The organism is Rhizobacter sp. P5_A1 (assembly GCF_056400745.1).
In genome coordinates, this window is sequence record NZ_JBFUKR010000023.1 from 32,209 (window position 1) to 54,045 (window position 21,837).

Consider the following 21,837-nt stretch of genomic DNA (forward strand, 5'->3'; position numbering starts at 1 on the left):
TCCGAATTTGTCAGTCTCTCGGCCGAGGCCGACCGTTCGTGCCGGCGCGTGCGTTCAGGTGATTCATTTGTGAGCGAGCGCAACAGTGGATACGGGCGCGTGGACCCGCGCGGCGGTATCAAGACGTTGCACGCCACCGGCCCCGCGCCGCGCCGCACCTGACTTGCCGCCGACCGAGCCGCCCGTGCAGACCCGCGCGCGGCACGCGCCGGCCCGCGACTTGCGATTCATGCGGTACCACCACTGCGGGAGCACGCGTTGCAAGCATTCGCATCGGCGCCGATCGGCGCCTGGGCCGCTGCGCTCACGCTGGTCGCGGCAGGCGTGGGCTGCATCCAGTTCGGCGCTTCGCAAGCGGTGGCGGTGGCCGCGTCGAAGCCGGCGCCCGGGGCCCCGTACCTCGCCCGCGGCGACGACGCGCTGGCGCAGGCCGAGTCGCGCGTCGGCATGCTGGTCGACCGCCTCGCCGAGCGGCTGAACGCGCAGCCCGGCGATGCCGACGGCTGGCACACGCTGGCGCGCGCGTACGCTTCGTTCGGCCGCCACGCCGCGGCGATCGAGGCGTTCCGGCGCGCGCTGCGCTTGCGCCCCAACGAGGCCACGCTGCTGGCCGAGTACGCGGCCAGCGTCGCCGCACTCGACCCGCATGCGGTGCCTGCTACATCGACTTCGGCGCCGCGCCCGCCTCGATGACGCCGCACGCGATGCGCCCGCCCGAGTTGCCGGTCGGCTGGGTCGTGTAGTCATCGGGCTTCGCATGCACGACCACCGCGCGACCCACGAGGTCGGTGGCACCGCCGGTGCCGAGCGCGACGCCGTCGATCAGGAAGCTGGTGTCGACCTTGCCGTCCGCATCGGCCTTCAGCGAAGGCATGTCGCCACCGTGGTGCGGCATCCCTTGCGGGCCGTGCGGCTGTGCGGTCGGGTTGAAGTGCCCGCCGGCGCTGGTGGCGTCGGCGGCGGAGCAGTCGCCCTTCTCGTGCACGTGGAAGCCGTGCTCCTGGTTCGGCGTCAGGCCGCTGACCCGCGCCACGACGCGCACCTGCTGCCCCTGCGGGCTGAACGAGATCGTCCCGGCGACCGCGCTGCCGCTCTTCGGCTGCAGCTGCGCCAGCGCGCGCGGGCCCGGAGCGGCCGGGTTCGAGGTCGCGCAGGCCGCCAGTCCGGCCGCGAGCAGTGCCGCGGCAGATCGCGCCAGCAGGGGGCGGCGCAAGCGGGCGGTACGGGGCGTCAGGTGAAGGTGCATGAAGGCTCCGATGGGTGGGTTGAAACCGAGAGTGTGTCGCAGTGCCGCAAGAGATGTTGCAGCCGGCCCGAAAACGCGCGGCGGCCTCAGGACGAACTCTAGAATCGCCTCCTTTCGCACGGAGTCGGACGCATGATCCTGGACCCTCGTTGGGTGTTTTCCTTCCTCGTGCTGGCCCTTGCCAGCACGGCCGCACCGGCTCAGTCGGGCGGCGACACGATGAACAAGATCCGCAGCAGTCGGACCATCGTGCTGGGTGTTCGCGAGGCGGCGCGGCCGTTCTCGTTCCTGAATGCGCAGAAGCAGTCGATCGGGTATTCGGTCGACCTGTGCCTGAACGCGGTCGAGGAGATCAAGCGCGAGCTGAAGCTCCCCGACCTGAAGGTTCAGTACAAGCTCGTCAGCGGGCCCGAGCGCATCCCGAAGCTGGTTGCCGGCGAGATCGACCTCGAGTGCGGCTCGACGACGAACACGAAGGCGCGCCAGGAAAAGGTCGACTTCAGCTACACCTTCTTCGTCGCCGCGATGCGGGTGCTGACGGCCAAGGATCTGCAGGTCGACACGATCAAGGATCTCGCCGGCCAGACGATCGCGCTGAGCAAGGGCACGACGTCGGAGAAGCTCTTCACGCAGCTCGCGGCGGGCGAACTGTCGGCGCAGCTGCAGACCTTCGGCAGCAACGTCGAGGCCTACAAGGCGCTGAAGGACGGCAAGGTGCGTGCGTTCCCGCAAGACGATTCGCTGCTGCTCGGCCTGGCCTCGAACGACAAGGCGCTGGATGCGCTGAACCTGAGCAACCTGGCGCTGTCGGTCGAGCCGTACGCGGTGATGGTGCGCAAGGGCGACACCGCGCTGCTCGCGGCCGTCGACCACAGCCTCGCGCGGCTCTATGCGAGCGGCGAGATCAACGCGCTCTACGCGAAGTGGTTCACGACCGATGCGCTGACGATCAAGATGGGTCGGTTCACGCGCGACAGCTTCGTGCGTCCGAACAAGGAGCCGGGCGTCGCGATGCTGCTGGGCTACTCGATCTGACCACTTGAGCGGCGCGGCCGCGGCGCGCCTTGAAGCGCACCCGGCGCGGGTGTAATGTCTGGGCGTGGAACTCGCCCCGCGGCGCGGGGATCGGAAGGTTCATGCGCAGACGCATCTATTGGCTGCTGCCCGATCTGGACAGCGCTCGCCGGACGATGGACGACCTGCTGCTCGCGCGCATCGCGGTGCAGCGCATGCACTTCGTCGCGCGCGAAGACGCCGACATCACCGGCCTGAACCCCGCCAACGTGCTGCAGACCTCGGACGTGATCCGCGCGGCCGAATCCGGCCTCGTGATCGGTGGCCTCGTCGGCGCGATCGTCGGCGGCGTGGCGGCCTGGTTCTTCCCGGTCGTCGGCAGCTCGCCGCAGTGGGGCATGGTCGCGGTGCTCGCGGTCGTCGGGGCGCTGATCGGCGCGTGGTCGGCGAGCATGATCGGCGCGTCGACGCCGAGCCATCGGCTCGAACGCTTCGAGACCGCCGTGCGCGCCGGCCGCATCCTGCTGATGGTCGACGTGCCGCGTGCGCGCGTCGAGGAAATCGAGGCGCGCCTGCAGAGGCTGCATCCCGAGGCTCGGCTCGAAGGGGTCGAACCCGACATTCCGGCGTTTCCGTGACGCGTGAACCAGGAGTCGAGCATGGAACATCCACTGCAGCTGAGTCGTTGGTCGCTTCGTGAAACCGATTGGCGCGCCGGCGCGGTCGCCGGCTTCGTCGCCGGCGCCGTGCTGATGGTGCTGGAGCTGCTGTGGACGGCGATGACGAACGATGTCGGTCCGTGGCGCAACTCGCAGCTGGTCGCGGCGATCGTGCTCGGGCAGGGCGTCGCGCGCGTCTCGGGCCACCTGTTCAGCGTCGAGGTGATCGCGGTCGCGCTGGCGACGCACTATGCGCTGGGCGTCGTCTTCGGCATGGTGCTCGGCGCCATCGCGACCGCGCTGCGGCTGCGGGCCGATCTGACGCGGATGCTCGTGCTCGGCGCGCTGTTCGGCGTCGCGCTGTACCTGTTCAACTTCTACGCGCTGTCGCGCTCGTTCCCCTGGTTCGAGGAGCTGCGCGGCGTGCCGACGCTGATCGGCCAGATCGTGTTCGGCATCACGGCCGCGCTGCTGTACCGGCGCTTCGCGCGCGCGCCCGGGCAGGCGCCCGGGCGGCGCTGATTTTCAGCGCTCGACCGTCTTGTTCCAGCGCGCGTTCCACTCCGGACGCGCGGCGTTGATCGCGTCCCAGTCGAGCGTGATCACGGTCTTCATGTAGCCCTTGAAGCGATCGACCGTGGCCTGCGCGTTCGCGTTCGCGGTCTGCGTCTTCAGGTTCGACGGAATCTGGTTGCCGAACTCGAGCGCCGCCGCCTGCGCCTGCGGCGTCAGCAGGAACTCGGCGAGCTTCTGCGCCATTGCCGGGTTGCTGTTGTTCGCGGTCACGCACTCGGCGACCATCAGCAGCACCGAGCCTTCCTTGGGCTGCGCGTATTCCATCGGCACGCCGCGCGCCTTCTGGGTCGCGACCATCGTCGGCGTCAGCGGGAAGATCGCCGCCTCGCCGGTCTGCACCATCTCCGAGAGCTTGGCCGAGCTCGGGATGTACTCGAGCACGTTCGGGCCGATCGTCGACGCCCACTTCGTGAAGCCGGGCTCGACGTTGTTGTCCTTGCCGCCCTGGATGCGGTTGAACATCAGGAAGCCATGCAACCCGAAGGTGCTCGCGGGCATCGACTGGAACACGACCTTGCCCTTGAACTTCGGGTCGGCGAGGTCCATCCACGAGGTCGGTGCCGGCCACTTCTTCTCGTCGAACATCTTCTTGTTGTAGGCGATGCCGGTCATGCCGACGTTGACGCCGGCCGCCATGTCGCCGCTCATGCGCGCGCTCGGGTACAGGTCCTTCAGCACCGGCGAGTCGGCGAGCTTGGTGCACAGGCCCATCTTGATCGCGCGCACCATCACGCCGTCGTCGAGGAACATCACGTTGACCGGCGGCTTCTCCTTGCTTGCCTGCACCTTCGCGAGGATGTCCGACGAGGTGCCCGGCACGACGACGACCTTCACGCCGTGGATCTTCTCGAAGGCCGGGAACACGTACTTGGTGTACGAGCGCTCCATGTCGCCGCCGTTCATGCCGATGTAGAGGGTCTTGCTGTCCTGCGCGTGGGCTGCGCCTGCCGCGAGCAGCAACGCGGCGGCGAGGCGGGCGAGGTGGGATGTGGGCTGGGTCATGGTCAGTGCGCTCCTTGCGGTGTCGTGGTGAAGGCGGTGGTGAATCGGGTGATCGCGAAAGCGTCGATCGGGACGGTGGATCGCCCGCGGTGGACGAGTTCGGCGAGCAGCTCGCCGACGGCAGGGCCGGTCTGGAAGCCGGCGCCGCAGAAGCCGAACGCATGGATCAGGTTCGGCATCGATCGGCTCGGTGAAATGATCGGCTGGTGGTCCGGCAGCGAGCCTTCGACGCCGCTCCAGAAGCGGATCACGTGCGCATGCGCGAGGGCCGGGAACAGCTCGCCGATGCGCCGGCACAGTTCGCCGATCGACGCGGTGGTCGGCACCGCGTACAGCGCGCCGTTCGCGGCGCCGCGGCTGCCGCCCATCACGCAGTTGCCGCGCGCGGTCTGGCGCCCGTAGATGCCGCCGCCGGAGACGCCGACGTTCACGTCCATGAAGCGCGGCACCGCTTCGGTGACGGCCATGCCGGGATGGATCGACGTGAGCGGCGCACTGTCGCCGAAGCGCTGCGCGACCGCGAGCGCCCAGGCACCGGCGCAGTTCAGCAGCCACGGCGACTTGACCTCGACCGTGCGGCCGTCGCCGACCACGAAGCCGTGGCCGGTGTGGGCGATCTCGGTGACCGCGCAGTGCTCGATCACGCGCGCGCCGGCGGCCTGCGCGGCGCGTGCGAACGCGGGCGAGACGAGGCGCGGATTCGCGTGGCCGTCTGCGGCGCAGAACGACGCGCCGATCGCCTGCTCGCCGAGCCACGGGTGCGTGCGGCGGAACGCGGCGCCGCTGCTGAGCTGCAGATCGAGGCCGTGCTCGCGGACCGCATCTCGATAGGCCTCGAGCTGTGCCAGGTCGGCCTCGGTGCGCGCGATCTTCAGATGACCCGACTGCACGTACTCGCCGTCGATGCCGATGTATTCCGGCAGCCGCGCCCAGATGCGCCGCGCACGCAGCGCCAGCGGCAGCTGCGAGAGAGTCCGGCCCTGCACGCGCACGCCGCCGTAGTTGACGCCGCTCGCGGCCGCGCCGCACAGGCCGCGCTCGAGCAGCACGACCGACAGGCCGAGCCGGCGCAGGAACAGCGCGGCCGAACTGCCGACGATGCCGCCGCCGATGATCGCGACGTCGCGGGCGAGGCGCTCAGTCATCGCCTTCCTCGACCGACACGGCGCCCGAATCGACCGTGTCGCGGATCAGGTGGATCGGCAGCGGCTTGACCGGCGCCTGGCCGCGCAGCCGTCCCACGTCCTGCAGATCGCAGCCCGCCGCATCGGCGAGCAGCCGTGCCGCGGCCGGCGCGCACATGCGGCCCTGGCAGCGGCCCATGCCGATGCGCGTGAGCGCCTTCAGCCGGTTCATCTCGCGCGTGCCGGTCGTCTTCACGCAGGCGCGCAGCTCGCCGGCGCTGATCTCTTCGCAGCGGCAGACGATCAGCGCATCCGGTGCGTCGGCGGCCCAGCGCTGCGGCAACGCGAACGCGGTCTCCATGCCTGCGCGAAAGCGCCGATGGCTGGCACTGTCGCGTTCGAGCTGCGCGGCCCGATCCGTCGACGTGGGTCGGACGCAGTCCTCGAGCGCGGCCAACACGGCGCGTGCGCCCGACAGCTCGGCCGCATCGGCACCGAGGATCGCGGCGCCGTCGCCGGCGAGGTAGACGCCTAGCACGCTGCTGCGGCCCGCTGCATCGCGCTGCGGCAGCCAGGCCTGATCGAGCGGGTGGTACGCGAACGCGCAGCCCGCCAGGTCGGCGAGCTGCGTCTCGGCGCGCAGGCCGTGGCCGAAGCCGATCGCATCGCAGGCGGTCGTGCGGATCGCGCCGCGCGCGCGCCAGCGCAGCGATTCGACGCGCGCGTCGCCATCGGCCTGCAGCAGCGTGACGCCGGTGTGAACGGGCACGCCGGCGAGGCGCAGCCGCGCGAGAAAGTACGCGCCCTTCGCGGCCACCGACGGCCGCGCCAGCATCTTGGTCAGCGCTCTCAACTTCGCGCCGAACGGCGCGGTATCGAGCACCGCGGCGACCTGCCCGCCGTGGCTCGCGTACTGCCACGCGACCAGGTAGAGCAAGGGCCCGGTGCCGGCGAACACGACGCGCGGGCCGATCAGGCAGGCCTGGAACTTCAGCGCGATCTGCGCCGCGCCGAGCGTGTAGACGCCGGGGAGCGTCCAGCCGGGGAAGGGCAGCACGCGGTCGGTCGCACCGGTCGCGAGGATCAGCGCGTCGTACGGCAGGGTTTCGCTGCGGCCGGCGCACAAGAGCTGCAGCGCGGTCGGCTCGAGCTGCCAGACCAGCGTGTTCGGCCGATAGTCGATCTGCGGCAGCAGTGCCTCGAAGCGATCGAGCACCGCGCTCGCGCGCCCCGCCTCGAAGCCATACAGATCGCGGCGCGCGCGCCGGAATGCGGCCGGCGGCTGGCGGTAGATCTGGCCGCCGAAACGCTGCGCCTCGTCGATCACGATCGGACGCTGACCGGCCGCGACCAGCTGCTCGGCCGCGCGCATGCCCGCGGGGCCGGCACCGACGATGACGAACTGCTTCGTGGTCATTTCGCGGTCGCCGCCGGGTGCACCCTGCATGCGGAGGGCGGCGCGAGAGCAGGCCGGCGGGGCGCTCTGCTCCGCTCATGTCCCCCGGCGCCGGCCTGCGGCCGCCACCTCCTCCTTGACTTCGCTGCGCAGAGCGCCCCACCGGCCTGCTCGGCAATCGTCCTTGGTGTTCGACGGCAGGTCGCCGACGCGTGCAGCCAAGGGCGTCGGGTGGCCGACGCAGCAAAGTCAAGGAGGAGGGGCGGGCGAAGCCCGACACGGGGGACATGAGCGGAGTCGGCCACCCGATGGCCTTGGCCGCTGCGGACCTGGCGGGGCACCGACTGCATCGGGCGCATCGAACGTCGGAGTTTCACTTCAGCTTCGTGCACAGCCGCATCCCTTCATCGATCAGCGTGCTGCAGGCGCGCAACCGCTGGCCGTCTTCGGTCTGGACCCAGCAGTCCTGGCAGGCGCCCATCAGGCAGAAGCCGGCGCGCGGTGCGCCGCCGAATTCGCTCTCGCGCAGCTGCGTGGCCTGCGTCAGGATCGCGGTCAACACGGTGTCGCCTTCCTGCGCGGTGCGGTGCGCGCCGTCGAGCACGAAGCCCACCGTCACGCGCGGCGCGAGTTCGAGCCGATGCAGGAGCGCCTTCAATGCTGCCCCACCAGGATCTTGTCGAGCCCATACAGCCGATCGAGCACGATCATCACGAGCGCGGTGACGCCGACCATCAGCGCCGACACGGCCGCCATCATCGGGTCGATCGATTCGGTCGCGATCATGTACATGCGCACCGGCAGGGTCACCGTCTGTGGCGAGGTGATGAAGATCGACATCGTGACCTCGTCGAAGCTGTTGATGAACGCCAGCATCCAGCCGCCGGTGATGCCGGGCAGCATCAGCGGCAACGTGATGCGGCGGAACACCGTCGCGTGGCTCGCGCCGAGCGACAGCGCGGCCTGCTCGGCGCTGCGGTCGAGGCCGGCGAGCGATGCGATCACGAGCCGCAGCGCATACGGCGTGATGACGACGACGTGCGCCAGCGTCAGCCACAGCGACGAGCCACGCGCGCCGAACAGCGCGAACAGCCGCAGCATCGCGACGCCGAGCACCAGGTGCGGCACGATCAGCGGCGACAGCAGCAGCCCGTTCAGCGCGCCGCGGCCGGCGAACTCGTGGCGCGCGATCGCGATGCCGGCCGGCACCGCGAACAGCACCGCGAGCGTCGCGGCGGCCCCCGCGACGCCGAGGCTGTTCCAGAACGACTGCATCAGGTCGGCGTGCTCGAACACCGCGCGGAACCAGCGCAGCGAGTAGTCGCCCCAGGGGATCGACAGCGTGTTCTCGGGCGTGAACGCGACCAGACAGACGATCACCAGCGGCGCGAGCATGAACACCGTGACGACGGTGTGGAAGGCGAGGGCGAGAGGGCCGGTCTTGCGCATGTTGGTCAGCCCATCCGCTTCTTGTACGCGCCCTCGAGAACGGCGTTGTAGCTCAGCATGACCGCGAGGTTGATCGCGAGCAGCGCGAGCGCGATCGCGGCGCCGAGCGGCCAGTTCAGCTCGTGCAGGTACTCGTCGTAGATGACGGTCGCGACCATCTTCAGGCGGCGCCCGCCGAGCAGCCCGGGGATCGCCAGCGCGCTCGCGCTGAGGCCGAACACGATCAGGCTGCCCGACAGCACGCCCGGCGTGATCTGCGGCAGCACGATGCGGCGCATCACGGTCCACTGCGACGCATTCAGCGACAGCGCGGCGCTCTCGACCATCGGGTCGAGCTTCTGCAGCGAGGTCCAGACCGGGATCACCATGAACGGCAGCATCACGTGGACCAGCGCGACGACGACGGCGCTTGGCGTGTACAGCATCCGGACCCTGCCGATGCCGAGCCACTCGAACACCTGGTTGACGATGCCGTTCGGCCCGAGCAGCAGGCTCCAGCCGAACGCGCGCACGACGACCGAGACCAGCAGCGGCGCGAGGATCACGAGCAGGAAGATCGAGCGCCACGGGCTTGCCATGCGGCTCAGGATGTAGGCCTCGGGCGCGCCGACGAGCACGCAGACCAGCGTCGTCAGCGCGGCGATCCAGCCGGTGCGGAAGAAGATCTCGTAGTAGTACGAATCGGTCAGCACGTGCACGTAGGCGGCGAGCGTGAAGCCGCCTTTCACGCCCACCTCGGCGTCGTAGTGCTGGAACGACAGCAGCATCGTCAGCGCCAGCGGCAGCAGCACCATCAGGCCGAACAGCGCCAGCGACGGCAGGCTCAGCAGGTGGGGCGCCCAGCGCTTCATGCGGCAACCTTCGGCGAGTCGCTCGAAGCGGCGCCGGCCGGCGCCACCAGGCGCGCGACATCGCGGGCCCAGGCGAGATGCACGTCGGCGTGCTCGTCGAGTGGCGCGCTGCCATCGTTCGCACAGCTGACCTCGAGCTCGCCGAGCGGCGAGCTGACGCGGTACAGCCACTGGCTGCCGAGGAAGAAGCGCTCCTCGATGCGGGCTTCGACGGTGCCGTCCGCTTCGGCGGTGAAGAACAACTTCTCGGGCCGCAGGCAGACCGTCACCGACGCGCCATCGGCGAACCCTTCGCCGTCGACCTCGACGCGCTGCCCTTGCGCGAGCACGACCTCGGCACCGGTCGGCCCGCGCGCCACGCGCCCCGGCAGCAGATTCGTCTTGCCGACGAAGCCCGAGATGAACTCGGTCTTCGGATGTTCGTAGAGGCGGTACGGCGCGTCGATCTGCGTTGCGCGGCCGGCCTCCATCACGACGACGCGGTCGCTGATCGACAGCGCCTCGGCCTGGTCGTGCGTGACCATGATCGTCGTCGTGCCGACCTTGCGCTGGATGCGGCGCAACTCGAACTGCATCTCCTCGCGCAGCTTCGCGTCGAGGTTCGACAGCGGCTCGTCGAGCAGCAGCACCGGGGGTGCGATCACCAGCGCACGCGCGATCGCGACGCGCTGACGCTGGCCGCCGGAGAGCTCGCGCGGATAGCGTGCGCTGAGCGCATCGAGATGCACCAGCTTGAGCATCTGCGCGATCCGCGTGTCGCGCTCGTGCTTCGGCATCTTGCGCATCTCGAGGCCGAAGCCGACGTTCTCGGCCACCGTCATGTGCGGGAACAGCGCATAGCTCTGGAACACGATCCCCAGGCCGCGCTGGTTCACCGGCAGGTTCGTGATGTCGCGACCGTCGAGCCGCATGCGGCCGCGCGTGACGGGGGTCAGCCCGGCGATCGCCTGCAGGGTGGTCGTCTTGCCGCAGCCCGAAGGACCGAGCAGCGAGATGAACTCGCCGCGCTCGACGCTGAGGTTCATGTCGATCAGCGCGCCGAAGTCACCGTAGTACTTCGAGACGCCTTCGAGGATCAGAAACGACATCGGCGGGCTCCTTGGGCGAATCAGTGTCGCGTTGCCTGGAAGGGCAAGTCAACAAGGATTACCCGATCCGTAGAACAAGAACCGTGCCGGTTCCGTTGAATGGAATATTGGAATACGATTCGATACATGAAACCCGCAGAGCGAAAGACACCCGCCGACGACAAGGCGATCACGAGCCTCCATCGCGCGGTCGAGATCGTCAAGGCGCTGGCCCGCCACGCCGAGACCGGCCTGCGCGTCAGCGAGCTGTGCCAGCAGCTCGGCCAGACGCAGGCGACCACGCACCGCCTGCTGCAGCAGCTGATCGCCGAAGGCCTGGTCGAGCAGGGCGCGCAGAGCAAGCGCTACCGGCTCGCGATCGAGTTCTTCGCGCTCGCGGCGCGCGCGGGCGACCACGGTGCGTTTCGCGAGCTGTGCCGGCCGGCGCTGCTGCGTCTCGGTGCATCGCTCGGCGACAGCGTGTTCCTGTTGGTGCGCAGCGGCTTCGATGCGGTGTGCCTCGATCGCTGCGAAGGCCCGTTCCCGATCCGCACCTTCACCGGCGACATCGGCGGGCGCGTGCCGCTCGGCGTCGGGCAGGGCTCGCTGGCGATCCTCGCGCACCTGCCGGCGGCCGAACAGGACGAGGTGATGCGCTACAACGTGCCGCGCATCCGCCACATGGGTTCGCTCGACGAGGTGTTCCTGCGCACCGAGGCCGCGAAGGTGCGCGCGCAGGGCTACTCGAACATCAACGCCGGCCTGCTCGAAGGGTCGGCCGGCGCGGCGGTGCCGGTGTTCGATCGCAACGGCCGCGTCGTCGCGGCGCTCAGCGTCGGCACGCTGACGAACCGGCTGAACGCCGAACGACTGCCGGTCGTGATCGAGCTGCTGCAGCGCGAGGCGCGTGCGTTGTCGGCGCAGATCAACCCGTTCGATGCGGCGCTGCGCCGGCCGTCGGACAGCCTGGGCGCGATGAGCCCGCCGCGGGCGACTTGAGGGCCCTCAGGCGCCAGCGAGCCGGCCGAGCAACTCGCGCGCGATGTTGCGCACGTCGGTCGTGCCCTTCGACGATGGGATCCAGCGCAGCGCCGGTATCTCGATCGCGCGCGCCAGACCCATCGGCGCCGCTTCGATGCGGATCTCGCTGCCCGCGGCGGCCCGCTCGAAGTCGTGCAGCGCCCGCGGCATGTGCCAGCCGTTCGTGACGAGCACGATGTGCCTGATGCCGGCCGGGCGCAGCAGCGCGATCGTGCGCGTGGCGTTCTCGCGCGTGTCGCGCGAGTTGTCCTCGATCCACTTCAGCGGCCGGCCGAAGTCGTTCGCGGCGACCAGCGCGGCGACCTGCGCCTCGGGTTTCGCCTCCGGCTGGGCCCAGCCGACGCCGCCGCTGAAGCCCAGCGGAAGGCCGGTCTCGCGGCTCAGCCAGACGCCGTAGCGCAGCCGCTCGAGCGAGACGCTGTACAGGTTGGAGATGCCGTACTCGGGCGCGAACGGCTCGAGCCCGCCGCCGAGCACGATGACCGCGGTCGGCGTCTTCGTCGACGCGGCCTTCAGCGCCTTGATGCGCTCCGCGCTCAGTGCCGCCGGCGGGCGCAGCACGTACTGCGACAGCAGCTGCGCGCTGCCGGTGCAGGCGCTGATCCACAGCAGCGCCACGCTCGAAAGGACCACGAGCCAGCCCAGCCGGCGGCGCGACGGCAGCAGCCGCGCGCCGATCAGCAGCAGCACGAGCCACGGCACCGGTGGCAGCAGCAGCGCGGTCAGCACCGGCTTCCAGTTGTCGATGCCGAGCATCGTGAAGAGGCTGTTCAAGTCGGGGCCTTGCAGGTCGGCATCAGGGTGGGCGCGATTGTGCAGCAGCGGCCTGCTCGCGACGAAGGCATCATCGCGGCAGCTCTGCAACTCCGGAGGACCCGCGATGACCGAGAAGGCCGAAGCGCTGCGCGCCGCACTGATCCGCAACTTCGAGACGATCCCGAAACAACGCGAACAGCGCGAGCCGCTCTACGACACGCTGTGCGCGCGGCTCGGCACCGGCACCGTGGCGGCCAAGCTCGGCATCAGCGTCGACACCGTCGCGCCGGGCAAGTGCAGCTGCCCCTATCACTTTCACTACGCGCAGGAAGAGGCCTTCGTCGTGCTCGAAGGCGAGGGCCATCTGCGCGTCGCCGGCGAGCGGCTCGCGCTGCGCGCCGGCGACGTGGTGTTCATCCCGCCGGGGCCGCAGTACCCGCACCAGATCATCAACACGTCGGCGGCGCCGTTGAAGTACCTGTCGATCAGCACCAAGGACAGCCCCGAGGTCGTCGAGTACCCCGACTCGGGCAAGTACCTCGCGACCGCCTCCGGCCCGCGGGAGGACGGCACGACGCAGGTCTTCGGCCGCATGCACCGTGCCGCCGACGACCTCGACTACTGGGATGGCGAGCCATGAGAAGGACGCCCGTCGCGATGTGACAGCATCGCGGCTCGACAGCGCATTCCGATGAACGGCAGGAGATCGATGGTGGCTTGGCTCAGGCGATTGGCGTGGGGCGTGGGGGCGGTGGTGCTGCTGTGGATCGTCGTCTGGCTGGCGCTTCCGCCGCTGCTGAAGTGGCAGCTGCCGCTGCGCGCCAGCGAGGCGCTCGGCCGGCAGGTGACGCTCGGCCAGGTCGGCTTTCACCCGTGGAGTCTCGACCTGACGCTGAACGATCTCGCGGTCGCCGGCCTGCCCGCGGCGGCCGAGCCGCTGTTGCGCGTCAGGCAGTTGCACGCGAACCTGTCGATCTCGTCGCTGTTCCGGCTCGCGCCGGTGGTCGAGGCGCTCGATGTCGACGGGCTGCAGCTGCGCGTCGAGCGCACCGCCGAAGGCCACTACGACGTCGACGACCTGATCGCGCGCTTCACGCCGAAGCCCGATGCGAAACCCGCGGCCGAGCCGGCGCACTTCGCGCTCTACAACGTGCAGCTGCGCGATGCGCTGCTGTGGTTCGACGACCGCCCGGTGAACCGCGTGCACAAGGTCGATGCGCTGCAGCTCGCGTTGCCGTTCATCTCAAACCTGCCGGCCGAGGTGCAGATCAAGGTCGAGCCGCGCCTGGCGTTCCGCCTCAATGGCACCGCGTTCGACAGCGGCGCGCAGGCGACGCCGTTCGCCCAGACCAAGAGCGGCGACCTGAAGCTCGCGATGGTCGATCTCGACCTCGCGCCCTACCTCGGCTACCTGCCGGCCTCGCTGCCGGTGCGCGTGACGCGCGGCAGCGTCTCGGGCGATCTGAACCTGAACTTCACGGTGCCGCCGGGCGGCGCGCCGCGCATGCTGCTGAAGGGCACGGTCGGCGCGAAGGACCTGGCGCTGACCGATGCCGCCGGCGCGCCGCTGCTCGGCTGGCAGCGCCTGCAGCTCGCGCTGCGCGACGTGCAGCCACTGGCGCGGCGCCTGGCGTTCGACGCGCTGCGCATCGACGGCCTGCAGCTGCATGCGACACGCGATGCAGCGGGCAAGATCAACCTGCTGCAACTGGCGCAGCCCGCGACCGAGGCGAAGCCCGCGGCGGCGGCGCCCGGGTCCTCGGGCGCATCCTCACCGGCAGCCGCCACGCCACCCGCATGGCAGGTCAGTGTCGACACGCTCGACCTTGCCGACGCGCGCGTGCTGTGGACCGACGCCGCGGTGAAGCCCGTCGCGAGCTTGCAGCTCGACGGCCTCGGCCTCAGCGCGAAGCAGGTCCGCTGGCCGGTCACGCAGCCGATTCCGGTGATGCTGAAGGGCGCGCTGCACACACAGGCCGCGGGTGGGCCGGCGCTGGCCGAGTTCACGGCCGAGGGCCCGGTCACCGACCACGATGCGAAGCTCGCGCTCAAGCTCGCGAGCGTCTCGCTGGCCCCGTTTGGGCCTTACCTCGCGCAGACGCTCGTGCCCGACGTCGAGGGCCAGCTCGCGGCGCAGGCGCAGCTCGACTGGTCCGCGGCCGCCGACGCGCCGCGCCTGCGGCTCACGCTGGCGAGCCTCGCGCTCGACGATCTCAGGCTGCGCGAGGGCAGCGGCCATGCGCGGCAGGATGCGGTCGCGCTGAAGCAGCTCGCGCTTGCCGACGTGCAGGTCGATGTGCTCGCGCGCACGGTCCAGCTCGGTAGCGTCAGGCTCGTGCAGCCGGCGGTGCAGCTCGCGCGCGACAAGGCTGGGCGCATCAACGTGCAGGGCTGGATGGTTGCCGACGGCGCGCCGGCCGCGGGTGCGCCACGCGACGCTGCGGCGCCGGCACCTGCTCCCGGCGCATGGCATGTGCAGCTGAAGGACTTGCTGCTCGACGGCGGCCAGGTCCGCCTCAGCGACGCGACCGTGCACCGTGGCGCGACCGAACCGGTGCGCGTCGAGCTCAGCAGCCTGCGCGTCGCGCTGCAGAACCTCGAGTGGCACGGCGAGCGCGCGACGCCGCCGGCCGAGCTGCAACTCAGCGCGCGCGTCGGCAGCGTCACGCGCGAGCGCCAGCGCCCGACCGGTGCGATCGATTACAAGGGGCGCATCGGCGTGCAACCGCTGCTCGCGAACGGCAAGCTGCGGATCGAGCGTTTCCCGGCGCAGCTGTTTGCGCCCTACGTCACCGATCAGGTCCAGCTGAGCCTGCTGCGTGCGCAGGCCGGCTACAACGGCAGCGTCAACCTGCGCCAGTTACCGGCCGGCCTCGACGTGGCCGCGAACGGCGACCTGCTGTTCGGCGACGTGCACATCGCCACGCTGCCCGAAGTCGGCGCCGCGGCGAACCGCGCGAACACCGACGAGCTGCTGAGCTGGCAGTCGTTCGCGCTGAATGGCGTGAAGCTGGCGCTGAAGCCCGGCGCGCGGCCGCAGGTCGAGATCGGCGAGGCAGCGCTGAGCGACTTCTATTCGCGCCTGGTCATCACCGAGCAGGGCCGCTTCAACCTGCAGGACGTGACCGCAGCGCCGCCGTCCGCGGCGGCCTCGGCGCCGATCGCGCCGGCCGCTGTTGCGGCGTCGGCCGCGAGCGCGCCGGCCGCCGCCGAGCCCGGCCTGCCGCTCGAGATCAGGGTCGGCGCGACGAAGCTGAGCAACGGCAAGGTCGATTTCAGCGACCACTTCGTGCGACCGAACTACAGCGCCGCGTTGACCGAGCTGAACGGCCAGCTCGGCGCGTTCAGCTCGGGCAGCCGCGAGATGGCGACGCTCGAGCTGCGCGGCCGCGCGGCCGGCACCGCGCTGCTCGAGATCAGCGGGCAGATCAACCCGACCGTCAAGCCGCTCGCGCTCGACATGCGCGCCAAGGCGACCGATCTCGAGCTGGCGCCGTTCTCGCCGTACGCCGGCAAGTACGCGGGCTACGCGATCGAGCGCGGCAAGCTGTCGATGGACGTGGCCTACAAGATCGACGCCGACGGCAAGCTCTTTGCGACGAACCAGGTCATCCTGAACCAGCTGACCTTCGGCGACAAGGTCGAGTCGAAAGACGCGACCAAGCTGCCGGTGCTGCTCGCCGTCGCGCTGCTGAAAGACCGCAACGGCGTGATCGACGTCAACCTGCCTGTCAGCGGCAGCGTCAACGATCCGCAGTTCAGCGTCGGCGGCATCGTCTTCAAGGTCATCATCAACCTGCTGACGAAGGCGATCACGTCGCCGTTCTCGCTGCTCGCCGGCGGTGGCGGCGGCGACGACCTGAGCCTGGTCGAGTTCAGGCCCGGCACCGCACAGATCTCGGCGGCCGGCGCGGGCGCGATCGACAAGGTCGCGAAGGCGCTGACCGATCGGCCGGCGCTGAAGATGACCGTCACCGGCGCGGCCGACCCGCGCTCCGAGCGCGACGCGTTCCAGGCCGCGACGCTCGAGGCGCGCCTGGTCGCCGAGCAGCGCCGCGAAGGCCTGCGCGCCGGTGTGCCCGCCGCCGCACCGGCGAGCGCACCGGTCACGCTCGCCGCCGACGAGCGCGCGCGGCTGCTGAAGCAGGTCTACAAGGACACCGAGCTGCCGAACAAGCCGCGCAACGTGCTCGGATTCGCGAAGGATGTTCCCGACCCCGAGATGGAGACGCTGCTGAAGGCGCGCGCGCCGGTCACCGAGGAGGCGATGCGCGCGCTCGCGCTGCAGCGCGGCATCGCGGTGCGCGATGCGCTGATGGCCAAGGGCCTGCCGAGCGAGCGGCTGTTCCTCGCGGCGCCCAAGCTGCGCGTCTCGGGCGAGGAAGACGCGAGCTGGACACCGCGCGTGCAGCTGTCGCTGTCGACCAACTGACGTGCGGAAGAGGGCGGGGTCGTTGATTCGCGATCCGGCGTCGCTATGTAAGACCGGTCGCATCGCGACGACCGAACGTGTTTGCAGGAGAGATCGATGACGACCGAGACGATCACATTGGGCGGTGGCTGCTTCTGGTGCCTGGAGGCGGTCTACGAGCGCGTGCGCGGCGTCGTCGGCGTCGAATCGGGCTACAGCAACGGGCATGTGCCGAACCCGAGCTACGAGCAGGTCTGCAGCGGCACGACCGGCCACAACGAGGTCGTGCGCGTGCGCTTCGACCCGGCACAGATCTCGCTGCGCGAGGTGCTCGAGATCTTCTTCGTGATCCATGATCCGACGACGCTGAATCGCCAGGGCAACGACACCGGCACGCAGTACCGCTCGGGCATCTACGTCCACGATGCGGCCCAGGAAGCGGTTGCGCGAGAGGTGCTGGCCGAGGTCGACGCGCTGCACCAGGGGCGCGTTGTCACCGAGCTGCGGCCCGAGCAGAACTACGCGCGCGCCGAGGACTACCACCAGCACTACTTTGCGAACCACCCGAACCAGGGTTACTGCGCGATGGTCGTCGCGCCGAAGGTCGAGAAGTTCAAGAAGACCTTCGCGGCGCGCGTGGCACCGGCCTGACGCGCCGCGGCCGCTGTTCGAGGCGTGAGGCTCAAGGCGCGAGCCGCTCCCGCACCCAGGTGCCGCCCTCGAGCCGGTAGCGCAGCCGGTCGTGCAGCCGCGACTTGCGGCCCTGCCAGAACTCGAAGCTGTCGGGCACGAGGCGGTAGCCGCCCCAGTGCGGTGGCCGCGGCGGTCGCATCAGGTACTGCGCGCCGACCTTCGCGGCGTTGCTGACGAGCACCGCGCGCGACGCAATCACCTGGCTCTGCGGCGACGCCCAGGCGCCGATGCGCGAATCGAGCGGACGCGACGCGAAGTACGCGTCCGATTCGTCCGCCGAGGCCTTCTCGACCCGGCCCTCGATCCGCACGACCCGTTCCATTTCGACCCAATGAAATTGCAACGCGGCGTAAGGATTGCCGGCCAGCTCGCGCCCCTTGCGGCTCTCGTAGTTCGTGTACCAGACGATGCCGCGCGCGTCGAAACCCTTGATCAACACGATGCGCGTCGAGGGTCGGCCGCTCGCGCCGACGGTCGCCAGTGTCATCGCATTCGGCTCGGGCAATTGGCCGTCGAGCGCCTGCTGCAGCCACAGGCCGAACTGCGCGATCGGGTCGGGCAGCGAGGCCGATTCGTCGAGCTCGGCGCGCTCGTAGCTCTTGCGGAGGTTGGCGATGTCGTCCATGCGCCGAGTATAGGAAGACGAGGTGGCGCGGCGCTTGCCTGCGTCGAGCGGCGTACGGGGAAGGCCTTAGGTAAAGGCACCACTATCTCAAACGCGCTGCGCCTTCCATTCTTGCTCGGCGGCTCGAGGGGGCCACAACAACGGGAGGGTGTCGTATGGCTGGGCGGCCTGCAGTGATCGTGCTGGCAGCGGGCAAGGGCTCCAGGTTTCTCGGCGCAGAGCACAAGCTCACGCAGAGCCTGGGCGGTCTGACGGTGCTCGGCAGCACGCTGCAGCACGCGATCGCAAGCCATCTGCAGGTCGTCGTCGTGACGACCCAGGCGCTCGCCGACGTGGCCTGCCGCAGCGTCGCCGCGCGCGATGTGATCGTGTTGCCCGAGGTCGGGTCACCGGGGCAGACCGGCCTCGGCATGGGGCACTCGATCAGCATCGGCGTTGCCGCGCGGCCCGATGCCGCCGGGTGGCTGATCCTGCCGGGCGACATGCCGCGCGTGCAGCCGGTCAGCTTGCAGGCCGTGGCGCGACAGCTCGCGCACCATGCGGTCGCTTATGCACAGTACCGCGGCCGGCGCGGGCACCCGGTCGGCTTCTCGGCCGAGCTTTACTCCGAGCTCAGCGCACTCAGCGGCGACGAAGGCGCGCGGCGGCTGGTCGCTCGTTATCCGGCGATCGGCGTCGAGGTCGACGATCCGGGCGTGCTGGTCGATGTGGACACGCTCGCCGATCTCGATCAGCTGCGCCGCGCGGCACCGACGGCCGCGGCGCCCGCGCCGCGCTGGTAGCGCCGTGAATCAGGCGAGGTCGTGCTGCTGTGCGAGCGCGACGAGACGCTCGACATCGCGATCGCGGATGCCGCAACCACGCAGCGATCGCGCGGTCTCGAGCAGGTAGTCGAGCGTGCTGCCGAAGCGGCCGGCCGCGCGGCGCAATACCTCGACCATCTGCGCATCGGCCAGCGGGCCGGTGTGTGCCGGGCTGCTGCGGCTCAGCGTGAATGCCAGGCCGCGCACGATGCCGTGCGCGGTGCGGCAGCTGAGCCACTTCGGGTCGTAGACGCCGGTGGGCATCTCGCGCGCCCAGAGGCGCTCGAGTTCGGCCGCGGCGCGCGGCTGGCTGATCCGGTAGACCATGCCGCGGCACGAACCGCCCGGCACCAGCGCGAACACCAGCCCCGGGCACTCCGGCGTGCCGCGGTTCACGCGCGAGCGCATCTCGAGCGCGCGATGCCAGCCGTGCACGACGGCCGGGCGCTGCTCCTCGGCCTCGAACTCGGGGCGCCAGATCAGCGACGCATAGCCGAAGATCCAGAGGTCCTGCTGGCCGCCCCAGGTCTGCATCGCGTGGCCCAGCATCGGCTGCGGATCGCGCAGGTGCAGGGCCGCATAGAGTGAGCTCATCGGTGCACCCTGCGCGCTGCGCGCGGTCCCGCCGAGCGGGAATGAGCCTCTTCGGGCGGCCGGGCGTGTCTCATGGCGCCACTCTAGAATGAAATTTCTCGCGCAGGAATCTCGATGAGTGATCAAAACGACGAAAGTCAGAATTACGCCCTGATGGTGCTGGCTGGCGTGGTCGCGCTGGTCGTCGGCGGTGTCCTGGCGCTGGCCGCGCACCAGGCTCTCGGCGAATCGGCGAAGGCCCGCGGCGCGAGTGCGGCGACCGCGCTCGTCGTCGATGCGCCCGACGGCCGCGTCTTCTTTGCGCTCGGCTCGAGCGCACTGCCGGTCGAGGCGTCGGACGAACTGGCCCGTGTCGCCGACGCGGCGCGCGCGCAGGCGGGCACGCTGGTGCTGATCTCGGGCTTCCACGACGCGGGCGGCGACGCCGCGGCGAACGCGGAACTCGCGAAGCAGCGCGCGATGGCGGTGCGGCATGCGCTCGAGGCGAACGGCGTCGCGCCGGATCGCTTGATGCTCGACAAGCCGATCGCCACCGCCGGCGGCGCCGACGCGCGCGCGGCGCGTCGCGTGGAGATGCGCCTGCGCTGAACGGGCACGGCGCTTGCCGCCGCCATCGGATGCCCGCGCGGCGCGGATTGATTTGACGGTGTAACCTGGTTACCTGAAAATCAGTTCAGTGGTTACGACCTGGAGCCCACCCATGAAACCTGCCGTCGCCGAAGTCACCCAACGCATCCGCGCGCGCAGCGCGACCACGCGCGCCGCCTACCTGGCGCGCGTCGACGCCGCGGTCGCGCGCCCGCGCGGCGCCGACCGGATGGGCTGCGCGAACGTCGCGCATGCCTTCGCCGCGCTGCCGGGCCAGGACAAGCTGCGCATCGTCGCCGAGCGCGCGCCGAACCTGGCCGTCGTCACCTCGTACAACGACATGCTCTCGGCGCACCAGCCGTACGAGCGCTTCCCGGCCTGGATCCGCGACGAGGCCGCGAAGTGCGGCGCGACCGCACAGGTCGCCGGCGGCGTGCCGGCGATGTGCGACGGCGTCACGCAGGGCCTGCCCGGCATGGAGCTGAGCCTGTTCTCGCGCGACACGATCGCGATGGGCACCGCGATCGCGCTGACCCACGACGTGTTCGACGCCGCGCTGCTGCTCGGCGTGTGCGACAAGATCGTCCCGGGGCTGCTGATCGGCGCGCTGCACTTCGGTCACTTGCCCTGCGTCTTCGTGCCCGCCGGGCCGATGAGCTCGGGCCTGTCGAACACCGACAAGTCCAAGGTCCGCGAGCAGTTCGCGCAGGGTCTGGTCGGTCGTGACGAGCTGCTGCAGGCCGAGTCGGCCGCCTACCACGGCGCCGGCACCTGCACCTTCTACGGCACCGCCAACAGCAACCAGATGCTGCTCGAGGCGATGGGACTGCACGTGCCCGGCGCGGCCTTCGTGCACCCGCATGCGACGCTGCGCGAAGCGCTGACGCGCGAAGCGGTGCACACGCTGCTGGGCATCGCAAAGGGCGAGCGCTTCATGCCGATCGGCCGGCTCGTCGACGAGCGCGTGATCGTGAACGCCATGGTCGCGCTGCTCGCGACCGGCGGCTCGACGAACCACCTGATCCACTGGGTCGCGGTCGCGCGCGCCGCGGGCATCGCGATCGACTGGACCGACTTCGCCGACCTGTCGCGTGTCACGCCGCTGCTGGCACGCGTCTACCCGAACGGCGTCGCGGACGTGAACCAGTTCCAGGCCGCCGGCGGCCCCGGCTTCGTGATCCGCGAACTGGTGGACAGCGGCACGATGCACGGCGACGTGAGCACCGTCGCTTCGGGCGGGCTGCGCGCGTACGGCCAGGTGCCGGCGCATGACGGCGAACGGCTGCGCTGGCGCGATCTGCCGGCCGAGCCGATCGACGACCGGGTCGTGCGCGGCGCCGCCGCGCCGTTCGGCGACGAGGGCGGGCTGAAGCTGCTGACCGGCAACCTCGGCCGCGCGGTGATCAAGGTCTCGGCAGTCCCGGCCGACCGGCACATCGTCGAGGCGCCCGCGATCCTGTTCGACACGCAGGAGCAGCTGCTCGCGGCGTTCAAGGCCGGCGAGCTGGAGCGCGATTTCGTCGCGGTCGTGCGCTTCCAGGGGCCGGCCGCCTGCGGCATGCCCGAGCTGCACAAGCTGACGCCGCCGCTGGGCGTGCTGCAGGGCCGCGGCTTCAAGGTCGCGCTGGTCACCGATGGCCGCATGAGCGGCGCATCGGGCAAGGTGCCGGCGGCGATCCACGTCAGCCCCGAAGTCATGCACGGCGGGCCGCTCGGCAAGCTGCGCGACGGCGACATCGTGCGGCTCGACGCGGTCGCGGGCACGCTCGCTGCTTTGGTCGACGAGCCGACCTGGGCCGCGCGCGAACAGGCCGTGCTGCCCGATGCGCAGGCACAGGTCAACGGCCACGGTCTCGGCCGTGAACTCTTCGCCGGCATGCGGCGCAACGTTCTCTCGGCCGAGCAGGGTGCCTGCTCGTGGCTGTAACTCCTTCGGAACATC

22 protein-coding genes are annotated in these 21,837 nt (G+C 70.4%); 11 read left to right on the forward strand and 11 right to left on the reverse strand.

Going from position 1 to position 21,837, the window contains the following annotated elements; translation table 11 throughout:
• Positions 1 to 258 precede the first annotated feature (258 nt).
• Positions 259 to 693: a tetratricopeptide repeat protein gene (locus AC1DTW_RS21320; RefSeq protein ID WP_477983391.1), complete on the forward strand. Its 435-nt coding sequence runs from the start codon at positions 259 to 261 to the stop codon at positions 691 to 693.
• Here the strand turns inward: AC1DTW_RS21320 and AC1DTW_RS21325 are convergent.
• The gene (locus AC1DTW_RS21325) at positions 659 to 1,246 is read right to left on the reverse strand and encodes a superoxide dismutase family protein (RefSeq protein ID WP_477983392.1); all 588 of its coding nucleotides are present in this window, start codon (positions 1,244 to 1,246) and stop codon (positions 659 to 661) included. The two genes, AC1DTW_RS21320 and AC1DTW_RS21325, sit on opposite strands and share 35 nt — an antisense overlap.
• 132 nt (positions 1,247 to 1,378) lie before the next feature.
• On the opposite strand from AC1DTW_RS21325, the gene AC1DTW_RS21330 reads away from it, so the two are divergent.
• The 3 genes from AC1DTW_RS21330 to AC1DTW_RS21340 all read left to right on the forward strand — a co-directional run bounded on the left by AC1DTW_RS21330 (position 1,379) and on the right by AC1DTW_RS21340 (position 3,441).
• Positions 1,379 to 2,281, forward strand: a complete 903-nt coding sequence (locus tag AC1DTW_RS21330) for an amino acid ABC transporter substrate-binding protein (protein ID WP_477983393.1) — start codon at positions 1,379 to 1,381, stop codon at positions 2,279 to 2,281.
• Between the two features lie 101 nt (positions 2,282 to 2,382).
• Positions 2,383 to 2,898, forward strand: a complete 516-nt coding sequence (locus tag AC1DTW_RS21335) for a DUF1269 domain-containing protein (protein WP_477983394.1) — start codon at positions 2,383 to 2,385, stop codon at positions 2,896 to 2,898.
• A gap of 21 nt (positions 2,899 to 2,919) precedes the next feature.
• Positions 2,920 to 3,441: a hypothetical protein gene (locus AC1DTW_RS21340; RefSeq protein ID WP_477983395.1), complete on the forward strand. Its 522-nt coding sequence runs from the start codon at positions 2,920 to 2,922 to the stop codon at positions 3,439 to 3,441.
• 3 nt (positions 3,442 to 3,444) lie between these two features.
• On the opposite strand, the gene AC1DTW_RS21345 is transcribed toward AC1DTW_RS21340, so the two are convergent.
• The 7 genes from AC1DTW_RS21345 to AC1DTW_RS21375 form a co-directional block, all read right to left on the reverse strand.
• Entirely contained in the window at positions 3,445 to 4,497 is a 1,053-nt protein-coding gene (locus tag AC1DTW_RS21345) for an ABC transporter substrate-binding protein (protein WP_477983396.1), read from the reverse strand.
• A 2-nt stretch (positions 4,498 to 4,499) separates the two neighbouring features.
• Positions 4,500 to 5,642, reverse strand: coding sequence for an NAD(P)/FAD-dependent oxidoreductase (locus AC1DTW_RS21350; RefSeq protein WP_477983397.1), 1,143 nt, complete (start codon positions 5,640 to 5,642; stop codon positions 4,500 to 4,502).
• The gene (locus tag AC1DTW_RS21355) at positions 5,635 to 7,038 is read right to left on the reverse strand and encodes an FAD/NAD(P)-dependent oxidoreductase (RefSeq protein ID WP_477983398.1); all 1,404 of its coding nucleotides are present in this window, start codon (positions 7,036 to 7,038) and stop codon (positions 5,635 to 5,637) included. Before AC1DTW_RS21355 ends, AC1DTW_RS21350 begins: the two co-directional genes overlap by 8 nt.
• Positions 7,039 to 7,390: 352 nt before the next feature.
• Complete coding sequence (locus AC1DTW_RS21360) at positions 7,391 to 7,675, reverse strand: (2Fe-2S)-binding protein (RefSeq protein WP_477983399.1); 285 nt, start codon at positions 7,673 to 7,675, stop codon at positions 7,391 to 7,393.
• The gene (locus AC1DTW_RS21365; RefSeq protein WP_477983400.1) at positions 7,672 to 8,466 is read right to left on the reverse strand and encodes an ABC transporter permease; all 795 of its coding nucleotides are present in this window, start codon (positions 8,464 to 8,466) and stop codon (positions 7,672 to 7,674) included. Before AC1DTW_RS21365 ends, AC1DTW_RS21360 begins: the two co-directional genes overlap by 4 nt.
• A 5-nt stretch (positions 8,467 to 8,471) precedes the next feature.
• On the reverse strand, positions 8,472 to 9,317 hold the full coding sequence (locus AC1DTW_RS21370) for an ABC transporter permease (protein WP_477983401.1): 846 nt from the start codon (positions 9,315 to 9,317) through the stop codon (positions 8,472 to 8,474).
• Positions 9,314 to 10,405, reverse strand: coding sequence for an ABC transporter ATP-binding protein (locus AC1DTW_RS21375; protein WP_477983402.1), 1,092 nt, complete (start codon positions 10,403 to 10,405; stop codon positions 9,314 to 9,316). The genes AC1DTW_RS21370 and AC1DTW_RS21375 overlap by 4 nt, the downstream gene beginning before the upstream one ends.
• A 126-nt stretch (positions 10,406 to 10,531) precedes the next feature.
• On the opposite strand from AC1DTW_RS21375, the gene AC1DTW_RS21380 reads away from it, so the two are divergent.
• Entirely contained in the window at positions 10,532 to 11,383 is an 852-nt protein-coding gene (locus AC1DTW_RS21380; RefSeq protein WP_477983403.1) for an IclR family transcriptional regulator, read from the forward strand.
• Positions 11,384 to 11,389: 6 nt separating this feature from the next.
• Here the strand turns inward: AC1DTW_RS21380 and AC1DTW_RS21385 are convergent, their stop codons facing one another.
• Positions 11,390 to 12,199 carry a YdcF family protein gene (locus tag AC1DTW_RS21385; RefSeq protein ID WP_477983404.1) on the reverse strand — a complete coding sequence of 270 codons (810 nt, stop codon included), beginning with the start codon at positions 12,197 to 12,199 and terminating at the stop codon, positions 11,390 to 11,392.
• 106 nt (positions 12,200 to 12,305) lie between these two features.
• Here AC1DTW_RS21385 and AC1DTW_RS21390 point away from each other — a divergent pair, with 106 nt between their 5' ends.
• The 3 genes from AC1DTW_RS21390 to msrA all read left to right on the forward strand — a co-directional run bounded on the left by AC1DTW_RS21390 (position 12,306) and on the right by msrA (position 17,243).
• On the forward strand, positions 12,306 to 12,821 hold the full coding sequence (locus AC1DTW_RS21390) for a cupin domain-containing protein (protein WP_477983405.1): 516 nt from the start codon (positions 12,306 to 12,308) through the stop codon (positions 12,819 to 12,821).
• A gap of 72 nt (positions 12,822 to 12,893) precedes the next feature.
• Complete coding sequence (locus AC1DTW_RS21395; protein ID WP_477983406.1) at positions 12,894 to 16,613, forward strand: DUF748 domain-containing protein; 3,720 nt, start codon at positions 12,894 to 12,896, stop codon at positions 16,611 to 16,613.
• A 96-nt stretch (positions 16,614 to 16,709) separates the two neighbouring features.
• Complete coding sequence (gene msrA, locus AC1DTW_RS21400) at positions 16,710 to 17,243, forward strand: peptide-methionine (S)-S-oxide reductase MsrA (RefSeq protein ID WP_477983407.1); 534 nt, start codon at positions 16,710 to 16,712, stop codon at positions 17,241 to 17,243.
• 31 nt (positions 17,244 to 17,274) lie between these two features.
• Here msrA and pdxH read toward each other — a convergent pair whose 3' ends face one another.
• The gene (gene pdxH / locus AC1DTW_RS21405) at positions 17,275 to 17,910 is read right to left on the reverse strand and encodes a pyridoxamine 5'-phosphate oxidase (RefSeq protein ID WP_477983408.1); all 636 of its coding nucleotides are present in this window, start codon (positions 17,908 to 17,910) and stop codon (positions 17,275 to 17,277) included.
• 155 nt (positions 17,911 to 18,065) lie between these two features.
• On the opposite strand from pdxH, the gene AC1DTW_RS21410 reads away from it, so the two are divergent.
• Positions 18,066 to 18,692: a nucleotidyltransferase family protein gene (locus tag AC1DTW_RS21410; RefSeq protein ID WP_477983409.1), complete on the forward strand. Its 627-nt coding sequence runs from the start codon at positions 18,066 to 18,068 to the stop codon at positions 18,690 to 18,692.
• A gap of 9 nt (positions 18,693 to 18,701) precedes the next feature.
• Here the strand turns inward: AC1DTW_RS21410 and AC1DTW_RS21415 are convergent, their stop codons facing one another.
• The gene (locus AC1DTW_RS21415) at positions 18,702 to 19,307 is read right to left on the reverse strand and encodes a gamma-glutamylcyclotransferase (RefSeq protein WP_477983410.1); all 606 of its coding nucleotides are present in this window, start codon (positions 19,305 to 19,307) and stop codon (positions 18,702 to 18,704) included.
• A 114-nt stretch (positions 19,308 to 19,421) separates the two neighbouring features.
• On the opposite strand from AC1DTW_RS21415, the gene AC1DTW_RS21420 reads away from it, so the two are divergent.
• Together AC1DTW_RS21420 and edd are read left to right on the forward strand one after the other, a co-directional pair.
• On the forward strand, positions 19,422 to 19,895 hold the full coding sequence (locus AC1DTW_RS21420) for an OmpA family protein (protein WP_477983411.1): 474 nt from the start codon (positions 19,422 to 19,424) through the stop codon (positions 19,893 to 19,895).
• A gap of 112 nt (positions 19,896 to 20,007) precedes the next feature.
• Positions 20,008 to 21,822 (forward strand): phosphogluconate dehydratase, encoded by a 1,815-nt coding sequence (gene edd, locus AC1DTW_RS21425; protein WP_477983412.1) that lies wholly within the window; start codon positions 20,008 to 20,010, stop codon positions 21,820 to 21,822.
• Positions 21,823 to 21,837: the final 15 nt, after the last annotated feature.

Bases quoted from the DNA above. Each gene is read 5' to 3' on its own strand.
- AC1DTW_RS21325 (WP_477983392.1), bottom strand. From the start codon at position 1,246: ATGCACCTTCACCTGACGCCCCGTACCGCCCGCTTGCGCCGCCCCCTG.
- AC1DTW_RS21330 (WP_477983393.1), top strand. From the start codon at position 1,379: ATGATCCTGGACCCTCGTTGGGTGTTTTCCTTCCTCGTGCTGGCCCTT.
- AC1DTW_RS21335 (WP_477983394.1), top strand. From the start codon at position 2,383: ATGCGCAGACGCATCTATTGGCTGCTGCCCGATCTGGACAGCGCTCGC.
- AC1DTW_RS21340 (WP_477983395.1), top strand. From the start codon at position 2,920: ATGGAACATCCACTGCAGCTGAGTCGTTGGTCGCTTCGTGAAACCGAT.
- AC1DTW_RS21345 (WP_477983396.1), bottom strand. From the start codon at position 4,497: ATGACCCAGCCCACATCCCACCTCGCCCGCCTCGCCGCCGCGTTGCTG.
- AC1DTW_RS21350 (WP_477983397.1), bottom strand. From the start codon at position 5,642: ATGACTGAGCGCCTCGCCCGCGACGTCGCGATCATCGGCGGCGGCATC.
- AC1DTW_RS21355 (WP_477983398.1), bottom strand. From the start codon at position 7,038: ATGACCACGAAGCAGTTCGTCATCGTCGGTGCCGGCCCCGCGGGCATG.
- AC1DTW_RS21365 (WP_477983400.1), bottom strand. From the start codon at position 8,466: ATGCGCAAGACCGGCCCTCTCGCCCTCGCCTTCCACACCGTCGTCACG.
- AC1DTW_RS21370 (WP_477983401.1), bottom strand. From the start codon at position 9,317: ATGAAGCGCTGGGCGCCCCACCTGCTGAGCCTGCCGTCGCTGGCGCTG.
- AC1DTW_RS21375 (WP_477983402.1), bottom strand. From the start codon at position 10,405: ATGTCGTTTCTGATCCTCGAAGGCGTCTCGAAGTACTACGGTGACTTC.
- AC1DTW_RS21380 (WP_477983403.1), top strand. From the start codon at position 10,532: ATGAAACCCGCAGAGCGAAAGACACCCGCCGACGACAAGGCGATCACG.
- AC1DTW_RS21390 (WP_477983405.1), top strand. From the start codon at position 12,306: ATGACCGAGAAGGCCGAAGCGCTGCGCGCCGCACTGATCCGCAACTTC.
- msrA (WP_477983407.1), top strand. From the start codon at position 16,710: ATGACGACCGAGACGATCACATTGGGCGGTGGCTGCTTCTGGTGCCTG.
- pdxH (WP_477983408.1), bottom strand. From the start codon at position 17,910: ATGGACGACATCGCCAACCTCCGCAAGAGCTACGAGCGCGCCGAGCTC.
- AC1DTW_RS21410 (WP_477983409.1), top strand. From the start codon at position 18,066: ATGGCTGGGCGGCCTGCAGTGATCGTGCTGGCAGCGGGCAAGGGCTCC.
- AC1DTW_RS21415 (WP_477983410.1), bottom strand. From the start codon at position 19,307: ATGAGCTCACTCTATGCGGCCCTGCACCTGCGCGATCCGCAGCCGATG.
- AC1DTW_RS21420 (WP_477983411.1), top strand. From the start codon at position 19,422: ATGAGTGATCAAAACGACGAAAGTCAGAATTACGCCCTGATGGTGCTG.
- edd (WP_477983412.1), top strand. From the start codon at position 20,008: ATGAAACCTGCCGTCGCCGAAGTCACCCAACGCATCCGCGCGCGCAGC.